The 20,782-nt window shown below is 39.5% G+C and carries 21 protein-coding genes; 14 read left to right on the top strand and 7 right to left on the bottom strand.

Features of this window, described 5'->3' with window-relative positions:
- Window positions 1-8: 8 nt before the first annotated feature.
- The 6 genes from gyrB to dnaA form a co-directional block, all read right to left on the bottom strand.
- Window positions 9-1,928, bottom strand: a complete 1,920-nt coding sequence (gene gyrB, locus BK584_RS14475) for a DNA topoisomerase (ATP-hydrolyzing) subunit B (protein ID WP_078395643.1) — start codon at window positions 1,926-1,928, stop codon at window positions 9-11.
- 47 nt (window positions 1,929-1,975) lie between these two features.
- The gene (remB, locus tag BK584_RS14470; protein ID WP_078393262.1) at window positions 1,976-2,251 is read right to left on the bottom strand and encodes an extracellular matrix regulator RemB; all 276 of its coding nucleotides are present in this window, start codon (window positions 2,249-2,251) and stop codon (window positions 1,976-1,978) included.
- A 4-nt stretch (window positions 2,252-2,255) separates the two neighbouring features.
- Window positions 2,256-3,374: a DNA replication/repair protein RecF gene (recF, locus tag BK584_RS14465; RefSeq protein WP_078393261.1), complete on the bottom strand. Its 1,119-nt coding sequence runs from the start codon at window positions 3,372-3,374 to the stop codon at window positions 2,256-2,258.
- Between the two features lie 6 nt (window positions 3,375-3,380).
- Entirely contained in the window at window positions 3,381-3,599 is a 219-nt protein-coding gene (gene yaaA / locus BK584_RS14460; RefSeq protein ID WP_078393260.1) for a S4 domain-containing protein YaaA, read from the bottom strand.
- Between the two features lie 163 nt (window positions 3,600-3,762).
- Window positions 3,763-4,905, bottom strand: a complete 1,143-nt coding sequence (gene dnaN / locus BK584_RS14455; protein WP_078393259.1) for a DNA polymerase III subunit beta — start codon at window positions 4,903-4,905, stop codon at window positions 3,763-3,765.
- A gap of 167 nt (window positions 4,906-5,072) precedes the next feature.
- Window positions 5,073-6,425 (bottom strand): chromosomal replication initiator protein DnaA, encoded by a 1,353-nt coding sequence (gene dnaA / locus BK584_RS14450; protein WP_078393258.1) that lies wholly within the window; start codon window positions 6,423-6,425, stop codon window positions 5,073-5,075.
- Window positions 6,426-6,962: 537 nt separating this feature from the next.
- Between dnaA and rpmH the strand changes: the two genes are divergently transcribed.
- From rpmH to BK584_RS14395, 11 genes are all read left to right on the top strand, one after another.
- A complete protein-coding gene (gene rpmH / locus BK584_RS14445; protein WP_035419413.1) occupies window positions 6,963-7,097 on the top strand; it encodes a 50S ribosomal protein L34 in 135 nt (44 codons plus the stop codon).
- 64 nt (window positions 7,098-7,161) lie between these two features.
- Complete coding sequence (rnpA, locus tag BK584_RS14440) at window positions 7,162-7,524, top strand: ribonuclease P protein component (RefSeq protein ID WP_078395641.1); 363 nt, start codon at window positions 7,162-7,164, stop codon at window positions 7,522-7,524.
- Window positions 7,525-7,574: 50 nt separating this feature from the next.
- The gene (yidC, locus tag BK584_RS14435; protein ID WP_078395639.1) at window positions 7,575-8,378 is read left to right on the top strand and encodes a membrane protein insertase YidC; all 804 of its coding nucleotides are present in this window, start codon (window positions 7,575-7,577) and stop codon (window positions 8,376-8,378) included.
- A 15-nt stretch (window positions 8,379-8,393) separates the two neighbouring features.
- On the top strand, window positions 8,394-9,023 hold the full coding sequence (gene jag, locus BK584_RS14430; RefSeq protein ID WP_078393257.1) for an RNA-binding cell elongation regulator Jag/EloR: 630 nt from the start codon (window positions 8,394-8,396) through the stop codon (window positions 9,021-9,023).
- Between the two features lie 150 nt (window positions 9,024-9,173).
- Window positions 9,174-10,538, top strand: coding sequence for a tRNA uridine-5-carboxymethylaminomethyl(34) synthesis GTPase MnmE (gene mnmE, locus BK584_RS14425; protein WP_078393256.1), 1,365 nt, complete (start codon window positions 9,174-9,176; stop codon window positions 10,536-10,538).
- A 64-nt stretch (window positions 10,539-10,602) separates the two neighbouring features.
- Window positions 10,603-12,492: a tRNA uridine-5-carboxymethylaminomethyl(34) synthesis enzyme MnmG gene (gene mnmG, locus BK584_RS14420; RefSeq protein ID WP_078393255.1), complete on the top strand. Its 1,890-nt coding sequence runs from the start codon at window positions 10,603-10,605 to the stop codon at window positions 12,490-12,492.
- A 10-nt stretch (window positions 12,493-12,502) separates the two neighbouring features.
- Complete coding sequence (gene rsmG, locus BK584_RS14415; protein WP_078393254.1) at window positions 12,503-13,216, top strand: 16S rRNA (guanine(527)-N(7))-methyltransferase RsmG; 714 nt, start codon at window positions 12,503-12,505, stop codon at window positions 13,214-13,216.
- A gap of 166 nt (window positions 13,217-13,382) precedes the next feature.
- On the top strand, window positions 13,383-14,237 hold the full coding sequence (gene noc / locus BK584_RS14410) for a nucleoid occlusion protein (RefSeq protein ID WP_078393253.1): 855 nt from the start codon (window positions 13,383-13,385) through the stop codon (window positions 14,235-14,237).
- Window positions 14,238-14,416: 179 nt separating this feature from the next.
- Window positions 14,417-15,178, top strand: a complete 762-nt coding sequence (locus tag BK584_RS14405; protein WP_054703482.1) for a ParA family protein — start codon at window positions 14,417-14,419, stop codon at window positions 15,176-15,178.
- On the top strand, window positions 15,171-16,037 hold the full coding sequence (locus BK584_RS14400; protein WP_078393252.1) for a ParB/RepB/Spo0J family partition protein: 867 nt from the start codon (window positions 15,171-15,173) through the stop codon (window positions 16,035-16,037). The genes BK584_RS14405 and BK584_RS14400 overlap by 8 nt, the downstream gene beginning before the upstream one ends.
- A gap of 50 nt (window positions 16,038-16,087) precedes the next feature.
- Window positions 16,088-17,245: an aminotransferase class V-fold PLP-dependent enzyme gene (locus BK584_RS14395; RefSeq protein WP_078393251.1), complete on the top strand. Its 1,158-nt coding sequence runs from the start codon at window positions 16,088-16,090 to the stop codon at window positions 17,243-17,245.
- Between the two features lie 90 nt (window positions 17,246-17,335).
- On the opposite strand, the gene yyaC is transcribed toward BK584_RS14395, so the two are convergent.
- A complete protein-coding gene (yyaC, locus tag BK584_RS14390; protein WP_078393250.1) occupies window positions 17,336-17,962 on the bottom strand; it encodes a spore protease YyaC in 627 nt (208 codons plus the stop codon).
- Between the two features lie 86 nt (window positions 17,963-18,048).
- Here yyaC and BK584_RS14385 point away from each other — a divergent pair, with 86 nt between their 5' ends.
- The 3 genes from BK584_RS14385 to ychF all read left to right on the top strand — a co-directional run bounded on the left by BK584_RS14385 (window position 18,049) and on the right by ychF (window position 20,498).
- Complete coding sequence (locus BK584_RS14385) at window positions 18,049-19,077, top strand: YkvI family membrane protein (RefSeq protein ID WP_078393249.1); 1,029 nt, start codon at window positions 18,049-18,051, stop codon at window positions 19,075-19,077.
- Window positions 19,078-19,140: 63 nt separating this feature from the next.
- Window positions 19,141-19,332, top strand: a complete 192-nt coding sequence (locus tag BK584_RS14380; RefSeq protein WP_054703478.1) for a DUF951 domain-containing protein — start codon at window positions 19,141-19,143, stop codon at window positions 19,330-19,332.
- 68 nt (window positions 19,333-19,400) lie between these two features.
- A complete protein-coding gene (gene ychF, locus BK584_RS14375; protein ID WP_078393248.1) occupies window positions 19,401-20,498 on the top strand; it encodes a redox-regulated ATPase YchF in 1,098 nt (365 codons plus the stop codon).
- Window positions 20,499-20,782 lie beyond the last annotated feature (284 nt).

The raw sequence follows: 20,782 nt of genomic DNA, 5'->3' as shown, positions 1-20,782 counted from the left end.
CTCTTCTCTTAAATGTCCAAGTTTTTCACGTAATGTGCATTCTCTTGAATAAAGTCGCGTCTTGGCTCAACACGATCGCCCATTAACACTTCAAAAATCTCATCTGCTTTAATTGCATCCGCAAGCGTTACTTGCAACATATTGCGCACCTCTGGATCCATTGTTGTATCCCAAAGCTGTGTCGCATTCATTTCACCAAGTCCTTTGTAACGTTGCACCCCTACTTTTGAACGGTCTTCAACTGTTTGCATATGCGCTTCTAATTCACGATCAGAATAAACATACGACACTTTGTTTTTACCTTGCTCAATTTTGTAAAGCGGTGGTTGGGCAATATACACATAACCATTTTCGATCAACTCGCGCATATAGCGATAGAAAAAGGTAAGAATAAGTGTACGGATATGAGCTCCATCAACATCGGCATCAGTCATAATAACAATCTTATGGTAACGCGCTTTTGCAATATCAAACTCTTCTCCAATACCAGTACCGATTGCAGTGATAATCATCCGAATCTCGTTATTCGCAAGAATTTTATCAAGTCTTGCTTTTTCTACGTTAAGAATCTTTCCTCGTAGCGGCAGAATGGCTTGAATATGAGGGTCTCTTCCTCCCTTTGCTGAACCACCGGCAGAATCACCCTCAACAATAAACAACTCACTAATCGATGCATCTTTTGACGAGCAATCCGTTAATTTACCTGGTAAAGAGCTTACTTCAAGCGCACTTTTCCGTCGTGTTAACTCGCGCGCTTTTTTGGCAGCTTCGCGCGCTCTTGAAGCCATCAATCCTTTATCTACAATCTTCCGACCGACGGTTGGATTTTCTGCCAAAAATCGCGCAAAGCTTTCAGAGAAAAGTGAATCGGTGATTGTACGTGCTTCACTGTTACCAAGCTTTGTTTTTGTTTGGCCTTCAAATTGTGGTTCTGGGATCTTAACAGAAATAATTGCTGTTAAGCCTTCACGAACATCTTCACCACTTAAATTAGGGTCATTTTCTTTAAATAGGCTATTCTTACGAGCATAATCATTAATAACACGCGTTAAACCGGTTTTAAATCCGGATTCATGCGTACCACCTTCATGGGTATTAATATTATTAGCAAATGAGTAAATACTGCTCGTATAACCATCATTGTATTGGACAGCTACCTCAACTGTTAAACCTTCTTTTTCGGCCTCAACATGGATTGGATCTTCATGAAGTGCTTCTTTTGTCCGGTTTAAATGCTTAACGAAGGAAGAAATCCCCCCCTCATAAAAATACGTAGCCTGCTTACCTTCTGGTCGTTTATCGATCATCTTGATTGTTAACCCTTTGTTTAAAAAGGCCAATTCGCGTACTCTACCAGCAAGCGTATCGTAATCAAATTCGAGCGTTTCTTTAAAAATATCACCGTCTGGGCGGAAAGAAATAATTGTCCCTGTTTTATCTGTTTCGCCAACTACTTCTAAATCAGCTTGTGGAACGCCACGGCTATAAATCTGTTTGTGGATTTTTCCATCAAGATGGACATTTACTTCCAAATAAGTAGATAATGCGTTTACTACAGATGCACCAACACCATGAAGCCCACCGGAAACTTTGTAGCCTCCTCCGCCGAACTTACCGCCTGCGTGTAAAACAGTCATAATAACTTCAACTGCCGGACGACCCATTTTTTCTTGAATACCTACGGGAATACCACGTCCATTATCTTCCACTGTGATGGAGTTATCTTCTTCAATTGTAACACTAATCGTATCGCAATATCCTGCCATCGCTTCATCAATGCTGTTGTCGACAATCTCCCAAACTAAGTGATGCAATCCTTTTTGGCTCGTCGACCCAATGTACATCCCAGGTCGTTTTCTAACGGCTTCAAGGCCTTCTAATACTTGTATTTGGCTTTCATCGTATGCTTGATTTTGCTCATTTTCCAACATTCTTCACCTTCTCATCAGGAATCATGTAGCTTGCTTGGCTCCATTTAGTCTTCTACATCTCCATGCAGCTTTTCCAGCGCATCCGTATTGGATCGCCTAAACAATGTTTGTGAAGATACAGGGGAATAATAAGTAGATGCATCCGTCACGATAATACTTTTAACCGAATCATCGTCTACAATTTTTATGCAGGAACCATCTTGCTCCCGCTCTTTTAAAAAAACCTTCGTTTGCTTGGAAAGTTCTTTTTCTGCGTATGGAAAAATGCCAATCACCTTTTTTGCTGGCAATATGACATCTCCGCCAATATGAAGATACATACTCTTACTCCATTCGCTCAACCGCGCCGTGGACAACCGTAAATACACGAGCTTCTCGCAATACGTTTTGATGCAGGCCACCAATCGAAGTCGTTGTCACAAACGTTTGGACACGGCTCTGGATCGTCTCTAATAAATGAGATTGCCTATAATCATCTAATTCTGATAGCACATCATCTAAAAGTAAAATTGGATATTCCCCAATTTCAGCATAAATTAAATCAATTTCTGCCAGTTTTAGTGACAATGCGGTTGTCCTTTGTTGGCCTTGGGAGCCGTAGGTTTGTACATCTAATCCATTAACAGAAAAAGCGATGTCATCGCGATGGGGTCCAAAAAGAGTTGTTCCCCTCCGAACTTCATTTTCCTTTTTCTGTTTATACACATGTTCGAGGTCTTCCTTTATTTTCGTCATATTTCCCATGTCTGATACCTCAAACGATGGGATGTAGCGAAGTTTCAGCAATTCTTTCCCACGACTAATCGACTCATGGATCGGAATTGCCCATTTTTCAAGTTGCACAATGAATTCAGCACGCTTTTTCACAATAAATGCAGCTTTCTCAATTAATTGATCTGTCAGCACATCGAGCATCGTAAATTCGCTTGAACGTTTTTGTTGCATGTCCTTTAATAGCACATTACGTTGTTTCAAAATCTTTCCGTAAAGAGATAGTTCATGCAAATAAACAGGACTTATTTGTCCTAGCTCCATATCAATAAAACGCCTCCGTACTTGGGGACTGCCCTTCACCAAGTCAAGATCCTCTGGAGCAAACATCACCACGTTTAACGTTCCTACATAATCACTTAAACGCCGTTGTTCCAATCCATTGATCTTCCCTTTTTTCCCTTTACCAGACAAAATAAGGTCAAGTTCGATTTCGCCTGTTCGGACCTGCCCTTTCGTATGAATGCGCGCAAAAGGCCGATCAAATCCGATCAGCTCTTTATCTTTTGGTGTGCGATGTGATTTCGCTAAAGCAACAACATAGATGGCTTCCAACAAGTTTGTTTTTCCTTGGGCATTCTCACCAACAAATACATTGACTTTAGGTCCGAAAGAAACCGTTGTTTCTTCATAATTTCGATATGAAGTAAGCGCAAGTGTATGAATGAGCATAGTTGGTTAGTCCTTGGTGGCAATCATAAATGTTCGCCCATCTTCCAAATCAATTACATCGCCAACTCGTAGCTTTTTGCCACGTCGGTTTTCATTCTCCGCGTTCACAAGAACCGTGTGCTCACTTAAATACCACTTAGCCATCCCACCAGTGTCAATAGCACCTACTTCTTTTAACAGCTGCCCAAGTGTAATATATTCCGTTTCAATTCTTATCTGTTCCAAACCGTACCTCACAATCTGCTAGACGAAGGGAAGACAGCATATCTGTCAGAGAATGCTGCCTTAGAAATAGTTAGCTGTATCGATTTATCGTTCTCTATTAGTTTCTCTTTCTCTATTGTACTAAACGATTTCGTTCTAGCCAACCTATTTTTCACATAGCTTTTTAATATGTGCGCACTGGAGAGAATAAGTGCAAGTAATGGTCCGAATCAATTGGCCGAATAACAAATGGGCTCATTGCGCCTGTGAATGCAATGCGGATTTCATCACTATCAACAACTTTTAATGCATCAATGATATTTTTTCCGTTGAATGAGATTCGCATCTCTTCGCCCTCAAATTTCTCTGTTTCCATTTGTTCAGTTACTTTTCCAACCTCTTGTGAAGTGGATGTAATCTCAATTTGATTTTCGCCGAGTGTTTTTAAGTTGATCACATTGTTTTTCGCTTCTCTAGAAAGCAACAATGCTCGTTCTAGTGTTTGCAACAAGTGCTTTGTTTTAAGAACAAAACTCGTTTTTGATTGAGTAGGGATCATGCTAGAGATAACTGGATATTTCCCTTCAAGTAACCGGGAAAAGAATAATAGGTTCCCTAACTTAAATAAAATCTGGTTTTCTGTTACAACGATTTCTGCTAAATCACTTGTATCCTCTAAAATTTTGCTTAGTTCTTGCAAACTTTTTCCTGGTATCACGACATTTTGAAAATGTAACTGATCGTTTTGAAACTCAATCTTTGCTTTTCGCATTGCTAATCGGTGACTATCTGTTGCAGAACAGATTAACCCACCTTCTTCCGTCTCGATGTTTACACCTGTCAACACTGGACGTGTTTCCTGGGTGGACACTGCAAACACCGTTTGGCGAATTACGTTACGCAACATGTCTTGTGGAATACTAAAAATCAAATCTTCTTTTAGCTGCGGTAAACGTGGATATTCATCAGGATCTAACCCGTTTAACGTAAACACAGACGATCCAGAACGAATTGTTGCTGCAAATTGGTCATGAACTTGAATTTCAATTGTATCTCCAGGAAGTTTCTTAACAATTTCAGAAAAATATTTTGATTGGAGAACAATACTGCCTTCTTGTTCTATTTGTACGAGTTCTTTCTCGTTTTCCACAGTAGGAATAAACGATTCAATCGACAAATCAGAATCACTACCTGTAAGTGTTAATCCATTTGCAGAAACAACAAGTTTTATACCAGTAAGAATTGGAATTGTTGTTCTCGGTGATACGGCTTTAGCTACGTGTTGGACATCGTGTACCATTCGGTTTCGGTCAATAATAACATGCATAATAAGAAACTCCTTTTCATATATCTTTTACTAATGTTTTAAAGTCGTAGTAATAGTAATAGGGCTTGTGTATTTGTGGATAAACAAGGAAAAAGCGTAAAGAGACAGCCTATTCACATGTGGGTAATATGTGGATAGGCTTGTCTACTTTATGCACATGTTCACAATTACTGACGCAATTGTTCTGTGATTGCTTGGACTTTTTGTTGCAACTCTTGATCTGTTATAAGCAATTTGGAGATTTTTTCATGGGCATGAATCACAGTGGTATGGTCACGCCCACCAAATTCGCTTCCAATCTTAGGAAGTGAAGCATCCGTTAATTCACGGGATAGGTACATAGCAATCTGACGTGGAAAAGCAACAGATTTTGTTCGTTTTTTTGCTTTAAAGTCTTCCATTTTTACTTGATAGTGTTCGCCGACAAGTTTTTGAATATCTGTAATCGTCAACGTCTTAGGAAGTGCATTAGGAATAATATCTTTAAGTGCTTCCGCTGCAAGATCGGCGTTCATATCTTGATTAATTAAACTTGAGTACGCTACGACACGAATAAGCGCGCCTTCAAGCTCGCGAATATTTGTATCAATTTGATTAGCGATATAAAGCATTACTTCATTTGGAATATCTAAGTTCTCTGCTTTTGCTTTTTTGCGTAAAATCGCAATCCTAGTTTCTAAATCAGGTGGTGTAATATCTGTTATTAGTCCCCATTCAAACCTGGAACGTAATCGATCTTCAAGTGTAGGTATCTCTTTTGGAGGTCGATCACTAGATATGACAATTTGCTTTGATTCTTCATGTAGCGCATTAAATGTATGGAAAAACTCTTCCTGTGTTTGGATCTTTCCAGCTATAAATTGAATATCATCAATCAACAGTACATCTACATTGCGGTATTTATTGCGAAAATGAACCGCTTTATTGTCGCGAATTGCGTTAATGAATTCATTTGTAAATTTCTCTGAAGACAAATAAACAACTTTGGCATTTGGATTGTGTTCCATAACATAATGACCAATAGCGTGCATTAAATGCGTTTTTCCAAGACCCACGCCTCCATAGATAAACAATGGATTGTAAGCACGGGCTGGAGCTTCAGCAACTGCAAGTGAAGCGGCATGGGCGAAACGGTTTCCTGAACCGATAACAAACGTGTTAAATGTATATTTATCGTTAAGCATTGTTCTAGATGTAGTTGATTGACCGGACAAATCGGCTTCCGCAGGAGACGGGGCTGGTTGTTCTGGTGGTGTTTCGTCTTCCTGTTCATGCTGTGGAATAACAAACTTTGGTGCTAAACGAGCTCCAGTTAATTGTTCCATAATGTCAGATGTTAAGCCTGAATAATGATCTTCTAGCCAATCCCTGGCAAATTCATTCGGTGCGGTAACAACAATGACGTCATTCTGCAATGTATTTGCTTTAGTTGCTTTTAACCAAGTTTCATAACTTGGTTTACTTACTTTTTTCTTCATTTCTTCAAGCACTTTGCTCCATAAGTCATGAATATTTTCCAAGAAAGCCCCTCCTTTTGCGACGTATCATTACTGTACAACCTTTGTATAACGTAAAAATTAAAGTGGAATAAATATGCATACCCCATTATAATGTGAGTAAAAAATAATATAGTAGAAAAACGGTATGATCAACATATCCAGTATGTTGTGGATAAATAAAGAAACAGAAATAAAAAACCTGTCCACAACCTTACCCACAGGCTGTGGACAGGTTTTTTGATAAAATCAGTGTCCACGAAGGAAAACAACTTAATCATAGCAAAAATAACCTTGAGTCGCAATGGTTTAATATACTTATCCACAAAACGCAGCATCTAGTATCTTGGTGTTGTCCACAACACTAGATATGTGTAAATCGTTGTCGATAACTTGTAGACAAGTGAAAAAGAGCTCGAAATTAATCCACATTTGACGAAAAAGAGAGAAAAGAGGCAGGAGATCGTAAATTAAAATAGCTACTTGACAGAGTATGCTTTTTATCTATATAATTTTTTAGAGTGTCTGATAGAGATACAATCCTCGAAGGAGGTGGAATACATGGGTCCAACGTTCCAACCAAATAACCGTAAACGCAAAAAGAATCACGGCTTCCGTGCTCGAATGGCTACGAAAAACGGCCGTAAAGTCCTTGCGCGCCGTCGTCAAAAAGGAAGAAAAGTATTGTCTGCATAGACCACTGACACCAGTGGTCTTTTTCTGGTATAAAAACCATTGCGGGCGAGAGGTCGTGTGCATGATGAAAAAAGAACAACGTATAAAAAAGAACGAAGAATTTTCAGCTGTTTTTAAAAAAGGAACTTCGATGGCTAATAGGCAGTTTGTTCTTTATATATTGCCAAAAGAGGGACAAGCGGAATTGCGCCTTGGCTTATCTGTATCAAAACGGGTGGGAAACGCTGTCTGTCGAAATCGAATCAAACGTTTGGTCCGAGTAGTGTTTCATGATTTACAGGACCAGCTCCAACATGGCTGTGATTATGTTGTTATTGCTAGGAATCCTGCGCGTGATCTATCCTTAAAAGAAGTTCGAAGTAGTTTAGAACATGTTATGCGTAAGTCTAAAGTGCTTTCGCGTCCCCATAAAAAGAAAGAAAGCTGACTGCTGGAGAGGATGTACGAGAATTGAAAAGAATAGGTTGGCTCGTAATTATGGCGAGTACGCTGCTGTTCTTATCCGGTTGTTTTAGTATTAATGAGCCAGTTACTGCAGAGAGTTCGGGTATTTGGAATTCCTTTTTTGTGTATCCGTTATCACAGCTCATTATTATCATCGCTGGTTGGGTAAGTAGTTATGGTGTGGCGATTATTGTTGTGACGATTTTATTCCGAGCGTTATTAATGCCATTAATGATTAAGCAAACAAAAAGCACAAAAGCAATGCAGCAATTGCAACCAGAGATGCAAAAACTAAGAGAAACATATAGCGCAAAAGATCAAAATACAAGAGTGAAACTTAATGAAGAAATGCAAAAGATGTTTGCAGAACATAAAGTGAATCCTTTTGCGGGATGTTTGCCGATACTTATCCAAATGCCAATTTTCTTGGCGATTTATCATGCCATCATGAGAACACCTAATTTTGAGGGTGAACGGTTTTTATGGTTTGAGTTAAACGTAGCTGATCCATTCTTCATCTTACCGGTATTGGCCTGTATTTTAACGTATTTTCAGCAAAAGATGATGATGGTACAAAACAATCCACAGATGAAGATTTTGTTATATATGATGCCAATTATGATTTTAGTTATTGGCGCATTTCTTCCAGCGGCTGTTATTTTGTACTGGGTTGTCGGGAATATTTTCATGATTACCCAAACTTACTTTATTACAGGTCCAAATGCAGGTAAAAGAGGTCTAGAGTCCTCACTTACGGTTAATCAAGGTGGACAAAAGGGTAAATTAAAAAAGACCAATAATAAGAAGAAAAAAGGCAAGAAGAAAAAGCGGAAATAAGGAAGGGGAAAGCAGATGGCAACTCATATGGTAAAAGGCCGAACGATCGAAGAAGCTGTTGCAAAGGCAATGAATGATTTAAATGTCGAGCGGGAACAGTTAGTCTATGATGTAGTGGAACAGCCAAACAAAGGATTCCTAGGTATATTTGGTGTAAAACCAGCAGTCATTGAAGTTCGAGTTAAGCCCAATTCTGCTATGGTTGCCAGTACTTTCCTAAAAGAAACAATATCTTTAATGGGTATTGAAGTTGAGTTAGATGAACAGAAAAAAGGGAAAGACCTAAAGTATAACCTTTTGAGTGTAAATGAAACGGATCAAGGACGGTTGATCGGAAAAAAAGGGCAGACGCTCGATTCACTTGAATACCTCGCTAATTTAGCTGTTGTCCAAGCTGGGACAGTTGATTTCGCACGAATACACCTTGATGCTGGTGGATATCGAAAAAAGCGTGAAGAGACGTTAAGAGAATTAGCCGTTCGTGTGAGCAAAAAGGCACAGCAATCACAGGAGTCAGTTGTATTAGAACCGATGCCTGCGAGAGAACGTAAAGTGATCCATACGGCGCTTGCTAACGAAAAAGGTGTTAAAACTGAATCAAAAGGTGCCGGACAAAAACGTCATGTTGTCGTTGATCCAAGCTAAAGACAAAAGGGAGCGCGTGCGCTTCCTTTTCTTTATGAGAAAAGGAAAATTTGGCAAGGAGAGAAGCATTTCAGGCGATAGCTTTTCCTGATTGGCTGTGCTATTCTTATAAGTTGAAGCTATTTGTTTTTTTATGGGGGTGAAGAGAGAATGGATACGATTGCAGCAATATCGACGGCACTTGGAGAAGGTGCGATTGGAATTGTCCGGCTGAGCGGAGATCAAGCAATTACAATTGGTGATAAATTATTTCGCGGAGCAAAATCGTTAGAGGCTGCAGAGAGCCATACGATTGTTTATGGTCATCTTACTGAAGGTGAAGACGTAATTGAAGAAACGATGGTTACTGTTATGCGTGCACCTAGAACATACACACGTGAAGATGTAGTAGAAATCAATTGCCATGGTGGATTGGTTTCAGTAAATCGTGTACTACAAGCTGTGTTGAAACACGGAGCTCGATTGGCTGAGCCGGGAGAATTTACGAAGCGTGCCTTTTTAAACGGACGAATTGATTTGTCTCAAGCCGAAGGTGTGATGGATCTTATTCGCTCTAAGACCGATAGAGCGATGAATGTGGCGATGCGTCAAGTTGAAGGACGTCTTTCAACAAAAATTGAGAAGCTTCGGCAAGAAGTTTTAGAAACGGTTGCGGCGATCGAAGTGAATATTGATTATCCTGAATACGATGCGGAAACAATGACTGCTAAGCTTATCTATGAAAAAATGATGCCTGTTGTTGCAGAAATTGATTCGCTACTTGTAACAGCCAAGCAAGGAAAGGTATTGCGAGAAGGGTTAGCTACAGCTATTATTGGTCGACCTAACGTGGGTAAGTCTTCTTTAATGAACAGTTTGGTTCATGAGGCGAAAGCAATTGTCACTGATATTCCTGGAACAACGAGGGATACATTAGAGGAATATGTGAATGTTCGAGGTGTTCCATTAAGGCTTGTTGATACAGCTGGTATACGTGAAACAGAGGATATTGTCGAAAAGATCGGTGTAGAGCGTTCCAGAAAGGCTTTAAAAGATGCTGACTTAATTTTACTTGTGTTGAATAACAGTGAAGAGCTTACAAAAGAAGATAAAGCGCTTTTTGAAGCAGTAAGTGGAATGGATGTCGTCATTATTGTTAATAAAACCGATCAAGAGAAACGAATTGATATGGACCGCGTTTACGAGTTAGCAGCAGATAGACCAGTAGTAACGACATCGTTAATTCAAGAAGAAGGCGTGGATCAGCTTGAAGAAGCAATTAGTGGGTTGTTTTTTGAAGGTGGAGTAGAAAGCAACGATTTAACGTATGTATCAAATGCCCGTCATATCGGATTATTAAACCAAGCGAAGACATTTGCCGAAGATGCAATACATGCAACAGAGATGGATGTACCTGTTGATTTAATTCAAATTGACGTAACGAGAACGTGGGAGTTGTTAGGTGAAATTATTGGTGAAGATGTTCAAGATAGTTTAATTGATCAATTGTTTTCACAGTTTTGTTTAGGTAAATAAAACACTTAAATGTGTTTAGGAAGGAAGGGAGACTGTCCTGAATGAGTGGATAGTCGTAAGCTAGATGAGTTATGAAGGTGGATCGTTTGACGTAATTGTAATAGGTGCTGGTCATGCTGGAGTAGAAGCAGGGCTTGCAGCTGCTCGAATGGGAGCTAATACCCTTATGCTTACTCTGAATTTGGATGCTGTCGCATTTATGCCATGTAATCCATCTGTAGGGGGACCAGCTAAAGGAATTGTTGTTCGAGAAATTGATGCACTTGGTGGAGAAATGGGACGTAATATTGATAAAACCCATATTCAAATGCGGATGTTGAATACAGGAAAAGGACCTGCTGTGCGTGCTTTGCGTGCACAAGCAGATAAATTCAGCTATCAGCATGAAATGAAAAAGACAATCGAAGAACAAGAAAACTTGCTTTTACGGCAAGGAATGGTGGATCGGTTAATCATTGAAGAAGGTGAATGTCGGGGCGTTATTACAAACACAGGGGCGGAGTACCGAGCGACTTCTGTCGTCGTGACAACAGGAACATATTTACGAGGAAAAATTATCTTAGGAGAACTTTCCTATGAATCTGGTCCAAACAATATGCAACCTTCAATTAAATTATCGGGTCATCTAAAGGAACTAGGATTTGACTTAGTTCGATTTAAAACAGGGACACCTCCACGTGTAAATGGAAGTTCAATTGACTATTCCAAAACGGAGATCCAACCTGGAGATGATACACCGCGTGCATTCTCTTATGAAACAACAAAGTATATAACCGACCAGCTTCCTTGTTGGCTAACGTATACTGGTGCGGAAACGCACGAAATTATTAGTGCAAATCTTGGACGTTCTCCTATGTATTCCGGTATGATAGAGGGAACAGGACCAAGGTACTGCCCATCGATTGAAGATAAGATTGTACGATTTAATGACAAGCCTCGTCATCAAATCTTTCTTGAGCCAGAAGGAAGAAATACTACTGAGGTTTACGTACAAGGATTGTCGACTAGTTTACCAGAAGATGTGCAGTTGTCTATGCTTAAATCGATTCCTGGACTTGAAGAAGTGCGGATGATGCGTCCTGGCTATGCAATCGAATACGATGCAATTGTTCCTACACAATTATGGCCAACATTGGAAACAAAGAAAATTTCTGGATTATTTACCGCTGGTCAAATTAATGGGACTTCTGGTTATGAAGAAGCAGCAGGACAAGGAATTATGGCAGGAATTAATGCTGCGCAAAAAGCATTTGGAAAAGAAGGAGTTATTCTTGATCGTTCTGATGCATATATCGGCGTATTAATTGATGATCTTGTTACAAAAGGTACAAATGAACCTTACCGACTACTCACTTCTCGTGCAGAATTTCGATTAATTTTACGCCACGACAATGCGGATCTTCGTCTTACGAAAAAAGGGTATGACCTTGGCATGATTTCAGAAGACCGTTACAATCGGTTTGTTGCGAAACAAGAAGCGGTTGAACTTGAAAAGAAACGGATTGAAGGATTAATTATTAAGCCTTCAGATGAAGTGAATGAATTGCTTACGAAACTTGGTTCTAAACCAATGGCCGAAGCATTAAAGGCGTCTTCAGTATTGAAGCGTCCTGAAATGACGTACAACGAGTTACTTGGAATCATACCTGCTCCAGACACAGATCTGGATGCAGACGTGCGCGAACAGGTTGAAATCCAAGTGAAGTACGAAGGGTATATAGAAAAGCAATGGCAACAAGTAGAGCGTCTTAAAAAAATGGAACAGAAGCATATACCGGAAGATTTGGATTACGAGGCAATTCAAGGCCTCGCGACAGAAGCGCGTCAAAAGTTAAAGTTAGTTCGACCGTTATCAGTTGGTCAAGCTTCGCGTGTATCTGGTGTAAATCCAGCAGATGTATCCATTTTACTTGTGTATTTAGAACAAGGTCGCCTTGCAAAAACATCATCTTAAGGAGGAGCAAATGAGCCAGGAATTATTCTCCTCATTACTGTCAGAAAATGGAATTACGTTATCGTCTATTCAAAACGAGCAGTTCAATCGGTACTTTGAACTGCTCATTGAGTGGAATGAGAAAATGAATTTAACGGCTATTACAAATAGGGATGACGTTTACTTAAAACATTTTTATGATTCGTTTACTCCCGGTCTATATTATTCATTTTCAGATCAACGAATCGTCGATATTGGTGCAGGAGCAGGTTTTCCAAGTTTGCCGTTAAAAATTATTTATCCAGATTTACATGTATCTATTGTTGATTCATTAAATAAGAGAATTGGTTTTTTAACGTATTTGGCAGAAGAGTTAGGTCTTACTAATGTATCTTTTTATCATGATCGCGCTGAAATAGCTGGAAAAAACAACTATCATCGAGAAAAATACGATATTGTTATTGCAAGAGCTGTTGCACGGATGTCTGTACTAAGTGAACTATGTATGCCGTTTGTGAAAAACGGTGGGGACTTTCTTGCATTAAAAGGTGCAGGAACAGCAGAAGAACTAAAAGATGCAAATAAAGCAATTGCTGTTTTAGGCGGGGAAATTGTTGCTAATCACGCATTCCAGTTACCAAAGGAAAACAGTGACAGGCATATCGTTCAAATTAGGAAAGTGAAAGCAACACCTAAGAAGTATCCAAGAAAACCAGGTACGCCTAATAAACAACCAATTGAATAGGGCATTACATGCGTTGATAAGGGAATAGGATGGAAACAAGCAGCTGACTGGCGTAGTGATTGTTTCACGTGGAACATTTGATTCGTTTTTAGATAGATAGAGGAATGCTGTGGATGAATGTCGAATCAATCAATCATGGTTATTAACAAAGGTGGTGTCCGAGGCGATGAAGCAATCGTTTTCACGCCTATTTGGCTTTAATGATAAAAACGACGATGCTGAACTGAATGGAAATGAAGAAGTACAACAAATTCCGATTCGAGATATTGTGCCTAATCGGTTTCAACCAAGAACATTATTTGATGAGGATCGTATTACAGAGCTTGCTCAGACAATACGAACGCACGGGATCATTCAACCAATTGTTGTTCGAATCCGTGATGAAAAATACGAAATCATCGCAGGAGAGCGACGGTTTCGGGCTGTCACTTCGCTTGAATGGGAAACGATTCCAGCAATTGTAAAAGAGTTTAATGATTCACAAACAGCGTCAATTGCATTAATTGAAAACTTGCAACGTGAAGGGCTTACTGCTATTGAAGAGGCCACGGCGTATGCGAAGTTGATTGACTTGCATCAGCTTACACAAGAAAGCCTTGCACAAAGGTTAGGAAAAGGGCAGTCAACAATTGCAAATAAGCTTAGACTGTTAAGTTTGCCTGATTCCGTTCAAAATGCCATTTTAAATAGAAAAATTTCGGAACGTCACGCTCGAGCACTAATCGTATTAAAAGGTAGTAAAGAGGCACAAGAGATGGTCTTACAAGCGATCCTAGATGAACAATTAAATGTTAAGCAAACAGAAGAACTTGTACAAGCCTATTTACATCCCCAAGAATCAGATGAAACGCCTAAGAAGAAAAAGGCAACGCGGAAATCTTATCCAAAAGATATGCGTATCGCAATGAATACGATTCGCCAATCTGTTGATATGGTCATGAAAAGTGGCTTAAAAGTTGATACGGATGAAGAAGATAACGACGATTTCTATCAATTTACGATTCGTATCCCTAAAAAATGATCTATCTCAAAAAGATAGGTCTTTTTTTTAATAGGCAAATAAAAAATGTATGATAGAATGTAGGAAAAGAGTCTTTTCTTTTAATGCTCGTTTTGCGATTTCTGGTTAAATGTACTGTAGATGAAAAATGGCCGAGATCTAAACTTGCTCTGTCATTTTGCAGGAAAGTAGGTGTCCATGTGTCAAAGATCATCGCTGTCGCAAACCAAAAGGGCGGCGTAGGCAAGACCACAACGTCAGTCAACCTAGCTGCTTGTTTAGCACATTTAGGAAAACGCGTCTTATTAGTGGATATTGATCCTCAAGGAAATGCAACAAGTGGTGTAGGGGTCGAAAAAGGCGACGTAGATGAATGTATATATGATGTTTTAATTGAGGATTTAGATGCTTCAAAAGTAATTTTCCCGACTGAAATTGAAATGTTAGATGTTATTCCGGCAACCATTCAATTATCAGGTGCAGAAATCGAGCTTGTGCCAACGATTTCTAGAGAAGTTCGTTTAAAGAAAGCACTAACGCCACTTAAACAAAAATATGATTATATCTTTATTGATTGTCCGCCATCATTAGGACTATTAACAATTAACGCATTAACCGCTTCAGATTCCGTTGTTATTCCAGTACAATGTGAATATTATGCCTTAGAAGGTCTAAGTCAGTTACTTAATACGGTACGGTTAGTACAAAAACATTTAAACACAGAGCTAGCAATTGAAGGTGTACTGTTGACAATGTTAGATGCTCGTACGAATCTTGGTATTCAAGTTATTGAAGAAGTAAAGAAATATTTTCGAGATAAAGTATTTGATACAATCATCCCTAGAACAATTCGTTTAGGTGAAGCACCTAGCTATGGCAAACCCATTATTGTATATGATGCGAAGTCGCGTGGAGCAGAAGTATACATAGACTTAGCGAAGGAAGTGGTGGCGAATGGCTAAAACGGCAGGGAAAAAAGGTTTAGGGAAAGGGTTGGAGGCTTTTTTTCCGGATCAAGGTGAAGAGCAGCAAGAGAAAATAGTGCAACTTTCTATTTCGGAAGTGCGTCCGAATCCATACCAACCAAGAAAAACTTTCTCTGAAGAGTCGCTGGCAGAACTAACTGTTTCAATTAAAGAACATGGAATTCTGCAACCAATCACTGTTCGTAAAGCAATAAAAGGATTTGAAATTGTCATGGGTGAGCGCCGTGTCCGAGCGGCAAAACAAGCTGGATTAAAAGAAATTCCGGTTATTGTTCAAGACCTTGATGAAAATAAAATGATGGAAGTTGCGTTGATAGAGAACTTACAACGCGAAGACTTAAACCCGATTGAAGAAGCGATTGCGTATGAGAAATTAATGAACCATACAAAGAGCACGCAAGAACAATTAGCGAAGCGATTAGGGAAGAGTCGACCACATATTACAAACCATATGCGCTTATTACAATTGCCTCAGGTTGTTCAAGAATTCATCTCTGTTGGTAAATTAAGCATGGGTCATGGAAGAGCATTGTTAGGCTTACAGGATAAACAAAAGCTTTCAAATGTACTGGAAAAAGTATTGCAAGATAGGTTGAGTGTACGTGAAGTTGAACAGCTCGTTCAACAAATAAATGAACATGTTCCACGTGAAACAAAGTCTGTAAAAGTAAAATTGCCACCCATTATTAAAGAACGTCAAGAACTATTAAGAGATTCATTAGGAACATCCGTTTTAATTAAACCAGGTAAGAAAAAAGGTAAAATAGAAATTGATTATTTCTCTGACGATGATTTGGAGCGAATTTTAGATTTGCTTATTCAATCAGAAGAGTAGAAGAAGCTTCCTAAAGTGGATAGCTTCTTTTTTTGAAAGGAGTAACGAACTTGCTTTATTTTGATCACGCGGCAACATCGTCCCCAAAGCCAAAAGGAGTAATTGATGCAGTTACCAATGCACTTGAAGCACTTAGTGCGAACCCGGGTAGAAGCGGACATAAACTTTCTCTGCAAGCGGCAGAAGTGGTGTTTGAAACAAGGAAGATGGCAGCGGAACTATTGGGGGCACCAAGCCCAAAGCACATTTGGTTTTATCCAAATGCCACATACGCATTAAATCAAGCTATTCTTGGGTTTCCCATTCGTCAAGGAGGAGAGATTGTTACAACAGTTTTTGAACATAATTCTGTTTTGCGTCCGTTGCATCATTTGCAAACAGAAAAAGACATTCAAGTGACGTATGCGAGTGGGAAAACGGGTTCAGAAACAGCAAGAGCGGTTGTTGATTCTATATCGACATCCACTGATTTAATTGTGATAAATCATGCATCTAACGTAACGGGTGAACTAATTCCTTTAAAAGACATAGCTGAAAAAGCAAAAGCTGTTCATGCTATTTTGCTTGTAGATGCGTCACAAACAGCGGGAATTATTGATATTAATCTTGAACGTGATGGAATTGATATGGTAGCGTGTCCAGGACATAAAGGGTTACAAGGACCACAAGGAACAGGATTACTTGCTGTATCTAAAGATTTGGGGCTTATCCCTCTCATTCATGGGGGGACAGGGAATCAGTCTGAGCTAACACACCAACCAGAAACGTGGCCAGAGCGATACGAAGCTGGTACAGTGAATACACCAGGAATAGCGGGTTTAGGTGCTGGTTTAAAGGCACTTGATGAACTAGGTGGCGTTGCTGCAATTTATCAACATGAACAAATCATAACCTCAGCTTTTCTAAGTGGAATAAGAGAGCTTGAAACTGTGAAAGTAGTAGGTTCTGTCGACAGTGATACTAGAGTGGCAGTTGTAGCTTTTCAACTTACAGGGGTAAATAGTCAAGAGGCAGGAATTATCTTAGATCAACACTATCAAATGGCTGTTCGTTCAGGGCTTCATTGTGCACCTAAGTTACATGAGTGGTTTGAGACTTCAGATGAAGGGTTGCTTAGAGTTAGCTTTGGGCCGTATACGACGTTGGAGGAAGTTAACCAATTGGTTCAAGCAATAAAAGAATTGGTAGATGCATTCAAATCAAACTAATACCAAACATTGGCTTAAGTCAGCGCAAGCTTCTCGTCTGACAAGCATCGTCTCAGTCTTGAGCGGTTATTGATTTTGTACGAGTTGCTCTTAGAGCAACTCGTTTTTTGGTGCTAAAAGTCGGAACGCCTTTTGTGGTTTTTGCGAAACGCTTAAACTGGTATCTACTTCTTGTATTAAAGAGGTTAGCTTCTCAGCCATGTTCATGACGACATGTAGACGTGTGCTTTGTAACATATAAAAATCCATTAATCCGCCAACATTTACGATGCCAGTTAAACAAATGTCGCCAATTTCAGGCAAGTTTTTACCCATTGCAGCACCAGGCTTTAATGGTTCTTCATTTAATGTTATATATCCGACATTTGCACTTCTACCAAGACACGCATCGACGGCAATTGTATAAGCATGACTATGTTTTTTATAAATTTTGGTTAAACGTTCTTCCATATTTGTTGCATGGATGGGTTCTGCTAGAGTGCCATACACATGGAAATGGGTTAAATCCGTATTTTTAAGTAAACTCCCAAGCAAGGGCCCCAAGGCATCACCAGTAGAGCGATCCGTTCCAATGCATAATAACAATAAGTCACGTTTGCCCCGTCTCTCACAATGGGAAAGCAATGCTTTTCCGAGTTCATCTATTAATGCTACATCTTCAATATGATAACGAAGAGGGGGTCTTCTTTTTTTAAATGGCCAAAGGTTTGTACTCATATATTTGTCTCCTTCCCCATAGTAGTAACAGTATAGTAGATTTCATTTGAATCTATACATGACGGAAAAAATTTGAGGGTGACCATATGTGGGGCAATGGGTTAAAATGGATGTTTTTAATTGTAGGAACAATTATTGGAGCTGGTTATGCATCTGGGAGAGAGTTATGGGAATTTTTTGGCGCGGAAAGCGGACTGGCTATTATCCTATTTGCATGTCTTTTTGCAATGAGCTGTGCAGTCATTTTGACCATTGCAAAGAAAAAAGGCACGACTCACTACCTGCCTATTCTTGAAGTATTACTGGGGAAGAAATTAGCAAAAGCGTACGATGTGATGATTATTCTTTATTTATTTTCTGTTACGGTTATTATGTTAGCGGGAGCAGGAGCGACGTTAGAGGTTTATCAAATTCCATTTTGGCTTGGAATAGTCTTAAATGCAGGACTTGTTGTTGTGATGTTTTTAAAAGATACAACTGGTATGACAAAAGTGAATGCATTGCTTATCCCCGTTTTAATTATTTGCCTTGTTGTTGTACTCGTTGTTTATCAATCATCAATTGGTTTTTCGTTTACTTTTGATGTTGCAATGCAACATAATTGGCCAGCGGCGCTCACATTTACATCACTTAACATCTTGCCAATTATCGCTGTTCTAGGGGCTGTTGGAAATCAAATTAAGCATCGTGGGGAAATTTATATTGCAAGCATTGGGAGTGGCTTACTACTTGGTACGATTTCTTACTTGTATAATGAATCGCTTTTATCTGTTGCTCAAGAAATTATTTTTTATGAAATCCCGTTATTTGTGATTTTAAAACATTATCCTTCGGTGATGGTATTGACAATCTCGCTCGTCTTGTGGTTGGCAATTTACACAACTGCCACGTCAGGTGTATTTGGACTTATCTCTCGCATACGTACGAGGATCCAAGGACCGGCTTGGTTAATTGCGTTAGCTCTAGTTGCTTTAATGGCTCCAATGACAATGTTTGGGTTTTCAACGTTAATCTCAATCTTGTATCCACTTTATGGAGTGCTTAATTTATATATACTAGCAGCGCTCATTCTTTACCCTATTCTAAAACATCCAGGTGCAAAAAGCAGGCTTTGACACTACAAAGCACTGGCTCGTTCGTGTATAATACAAGCAGAAGACCCCGAGGAGGACGAACCAGTGGCTGAGAAGGAGTTTGCGTTACATGATGTGGTAGAAATGAAGAAGCCGCATCCTTGTGGAGAAAATCGATGGAAGATCATTCGCATGGGAATGGACGTGCGAATTAAGTGCATGGGTTGTCAACATAGTGTGATGCTGCCGCGCCGGGACTTTTCAAAGAAAATGAAAAAAGTATTGGGTTCCGAGTAACAAGGGAAGGGTAGGCCTTGCCTTGTTTTTGCGCGAACCGATCTATAAATAAAAGGAAGTGACTGTGAGTGGCTTTAACAACTGGAATTGTTGGTTTGCCAAACGTGGGTAAGTCAACATTATTTAATGCAATTACACAAGCTGGTGCTGAATCAGCAAATTATCCGTTCTGTACAATTGATCCAAATGTTGGGATTGTTGAAGTTCCTGATGAACGTTTGGACAAGCTAACAGAACTAGTCAAACCAAAGAAGACGATCCCAACTGCGTTTGAGTTTACTGATATTGCCGGGATTGTTGAAGGTGCTAGTAAAGGGGAAGGACTTGGAAATAAATTCCTTTCTCATATTCGTCAAGTAGATGCGATTTCACATGTTGTCCGTTGTTTTGCGGATGATAACATTACGCATGTATCAGGTGGGGTAAATCCACTTCGTGATATTGAAGTAATTAACTTAGAGTTAATTCTAGCTGATTTAGAATCAGTTGATAAACGAATTGGTCGAGTAGCTAAGCTTGCTAAATCAAAAGATAAAGAAGCGGTTGCGGAACTTCCCGTTTTGGAACAACTAAAAGAAGCATTTGAAAATGAAAAACCAGCTAGAAGTATTGACTTTAATGAAGATGAAATGAAAATTGTTAAGCAAATGCATTTGCTTACAAGCAAGCCTGTCCTTTACGTAGCGAATGTATCAGAGGAAGATGTTTCTGCTGGCGATAACGACTACGTGAAACAAGTAAGAGATTTTGCAGCTGGTGAAAATAGCAATGTCATTGTTATCTCTGCAAAGATTGAAGAGGAAATTGCGGAGTTAGAGGGCGAAGAAAAGCAAATGTTCCTTGAAGAGCTGGGGATCGAAGAGTCTGGTCTTGATCAACTGATTCGCGCTGCTTATACGCTACTTGGGCTAGAAACGTATTTCACAGCTGGGGAACAAGAAGTACGTGCTTGGACGTATCGAAATGGTACAAAGGCACCTCAAGCTGCTGGGATTATTCATACAGACTTTGAACGTGGCTTTATTCGAGCAGAGACCGTGTCGTATGAAGATTTACTTGATGCAGGAAGTATGGGAGTAGCGAGAGAGCGTGGGCGCGTTCGTCTTGAAGGGAAAGAGTATATTGTCCAAGATGGAGATGTAATTCATTTCCGTTTTAATGTATAAATAAAAAAACAAGCCGTGTGCGAGATGCATGCGGCTTGTTTTTTATGATTGTCGAAAAAAAATTTACAATAAAAACAGGAACTTGTCCTAATTTGTCGTATATCCAATTATGCAAGATTTCCTTTTCCTCTTTGTTGTCTCCTCATTTAACGAATTCCATTTAGGTAGACTGTTTAATAAGGTAGGTGATTTTATTTGATGCTTGAATAATAGAATAAAGGCTGATATAATCGTCTAATGTGAGTAAATTGACTTTTGCTCCTTGCTCTGTTCAGACGGAGCCG

The sequence above is a fragment of the Shouchella patagoniensis genome (genome assembly GCF_002019705.1).
Classification (GTDB): domain Bacteria; phylum Bacillota; class Bacilli; order Bacillales; family Bacillaceae_D; genus Shouchella; species Shouchella patagoniensis.
The sequence above is the reverse complement of the archived record's forward strand: the minus strand, read 5'-3'. Positions and strand labels throughout refer to the sequence as shown.